General features: G+C 50.6%; 1 protein-coding gene. It reads left to right on the forward strand.

Annotated elements, in window-relative coordinates:
- On the forward strand, window positions 1-2,560 hold a 2,560-nt coding region (locus HMPREF0577_RS10535), incomplete at its 5' end, for a cell wall-binding repeat-containing protein (RefSeq protein WP_004011724.1).
- Between the last annotated feature and the right edge of the window lie 474 nt (window positions 2,561-3,034).

Raw genomic sequence — 3,034 nt, forward strand, 5'->3', positions numbered from 1 at the left:
GAAGCTTGTCGCTATTGGTGGCGAGGCTGTTATGCCTAAAGAGGCTGTGGCGAATGTCGCGAAGATGAATCGGAATATTAATTCTAAGTCTGATCGTCTTGGTGGTAAGAATCGTTATGAGACTAATGTGGCTATTGCTAAGAAGGTTTATAAGGACGGCGGCTCTGGTCCGATTTTGTTGACTCGTGGGGATAACCCGGTTGATGGGATTACGGCTGGTTCTTACGAGGCAGCGGCGACGTTGCTGGTGAATCCTGCTGGGGATGTGGATAAGTCTACTAAGTCTTATATGGATTCTTTGAAGGGTAAGAATCAGGACGTTCTTGTTTTGGGTGGCGAGAGTGTGTTGCCTGAGGATCAGGTAAAGAAGTTGTTTGATGGTGTTAAGCAGCTTGATCCGTGGTCTTATAAGGATGAAGTCACTAAGTTGAAGAATAATCTGCGTAAAGCGGCGGCTAATTTTATTGGTCAGTCTGCTTGGCAGAAGGGTACTGATAATGTGGCGGGTTATTTCGGTCGCGCGGCAGAGAATTCTAATAATGGTGCTTGTATTGACGATATGAAGCTTTCTGGTGATCAGAGCCTGATTAACGTTAGTGATGGTATTCCCGCGACTGAGAAGTGCTTTATCGGGTATGACCGTTCCCTTGGTTTGGTGAAGGCTAATGCTGCGAAGATTTTGAAACAGGTTTCCGCTAAGCAGGATGCTTTGGATAACCAGGTGAAGGCGGTTAAAGCTGCTAACGTGACTGCGCAGGCTGAAGGTAAAACTGTGAAGGGCTACCCGGCTAACGCAGGGAATCTGGCTGCTTATAGTGGTTACGCTGCTTTGTCGGGTGCGTTTAAGGCTATGTATGGGGTGGCTCCGGAGGCTCCGGAGGCTACTATCGATAGTGAGGGTGTTATCACGGTGAATAACCCTGGTTCCTGGAAGTTTAGTGCTGACGGGGCATTTGATGGGGTGAATGAGGACGCGGTGGCCTCGGTTATCGCTGATTATAAAGACGCGGCGGGGGATTCCAAGGTGATTAAGCTCAATGCTTCCACCACGGTGAAGTTGGGTGACTTGCCGACCACTACCCTTGGCACCGCTGATAATATCGACAAAGCCAGCGGTACGAATCTTGAGGTTAACTTCGGTGCGGTGGCTGAGGTTACTAAGAAGGCGTTAGCGGATTTGAAGGCTGGTCATGCTGAGGCTAAGAAGGCTTTGGATGATGCGATTATCGCGTGGAAGGCTTCTCCTTTCGCTAAGGTTGTCGAGCGGAAGGGTTCTGGTTCCCCGCGTATTGTGGGTAAAGACCGTTACGAGACTTCTGCGTTGTTGTCTTACTATCTGCGTGGCGCGTCTAACTCTCGTAACTTTGAGGGCTGGACTGAGAATGACGGCTGGGGCTTCGGCGGCTGGAAGCATGTGTATTTCGCTTCTGGTGAGGACGCACACCTGATTGACTCGGTGGTAGCTGGTCAGTTGCGCTACGGGCCGATTCTGTTGGTGAAGTCTGATGGGGATTTGCCGGAGTCTGTGGCGAAGGAAATCAAGAACATGGGTACCGCTAAAAAGGTTCAAGGCGGCTGGGTAATCGGTGGTAAAAAGGCTGTGTCTGACAAGGTCGCTAAAGCCGGGGCTGCTAAGTTCTCGGAGGGCGGTAAATTCGTTACCGATGACAAGCAGTCCAGTACCCGCGGTGATATCAACCTGCACTCCGTAGCAGACTACACCAACCCGGAAAAAGCGACTGAAGGCGAGGTAGCTACTTTCAAGTACCTGTTGAAGGACAAGGTCGGCGCGGTTATCACTAAGCTGACCGATGCCGATGTAGAGATTGAAACCGTCCCCACGAGCGGTAACCCAACAAACGCTAAGGGCAACTTCACTGTTGCATTAGACGACACGGGCGTGTTGAGCGTAGCCACCAAGGCCAATACTGGTGTTGGTACCTATAAGGTTACTGTGAAAGACAAGAAAGGTAATAGCAAGTCCTTCACTATTAAGGTAGTGGAAGCCCCCGCCGCCGGAGCTAAAGCAAACGATGCTGGTCTTACTGCCCTGAACGGGATGACACTCACTTCTCCAGCAGGGGCTAAGACTGTGGAACTTGACATTACTGCTCCGTCTGCCGCCGCCTCCGCTATCAAGGTCAACAACGCGGCTCCTAACGCTGATGGTCGGCCTAACGCCACAGCCACTGCTGGTCAGAACGGTAAGGTTGATGTGACGGTTACTCCTGGTACCACTAAGTTCGGTAAATACGAGGTAACCGGCAAGGTCGGCACCAAGAAATTCAGCTTCACCTTCGAATACAAAGCCCCGACAAACCCGACCGCTCTTGTAGCCACCACCGGTATTACTGGCGCCTACGGTATCAATGCTGATCCCAACACCACATCTGCAAATGATGCTGTTAACGGCTGGAAAGGTTACAAAGCTGACGGCACCGAAGTTACTCCTAACGGAGTAGTTGCTGTGAAACACTCCACCGATAACAAGTGGGGTATTAAAGGCGGCACCGATGTGAAGTACTTGGTGAAGTCCAACACGGTCTATGAAATCAAATAGTACTGACTGAATACCCTGGGTTTGGTTTCATGAGGAGCCATCCCGGATAACAGAATATTGTGTGCTTGTTTCCCCGGCATTCGCCGGGGAAACAAGCCGTTTTTATCCGTGTCAAAATTTTTGCCTGGAGCGGTCTGGGTTTTTCCTGGTCCGGTTTGTCGGGGTCGTATGCCAGGTTGTTCTGTTTGTGTTGCGGATTATGTTGTGGAACTAACCTTTTGCAGTGGTGATATTGAAGCATACTGGGTTTTGTTCCTATCTGTTTTGAGAGGATTGGAACATGTCTAAGGGGTATTCGCCAGAGTTTAGGAATCGTATGTCGAGGATAGTTGGTGATCGTCTGTCTGATGACAGGTCGTCCACGATTCAAATCACAAACCACCACCGACACTAAATCCGCCACACCTCAACAAAAAGCCCCCACCCCGACCGGCACCTCATGAACCCCAACAAAGCCGTCAACGGAACACGGGC

Origin of the sequence: Mobiluncus mulieris ATCC 35243 (assembly GCF_000160615.1) — a bacterium.
GTDB lineage: Bacteria > Actinomycetota > Actinomycetes > Actinomycetales > Actinomycetaceae > Mobiluncus > Mobiluncus mulieris.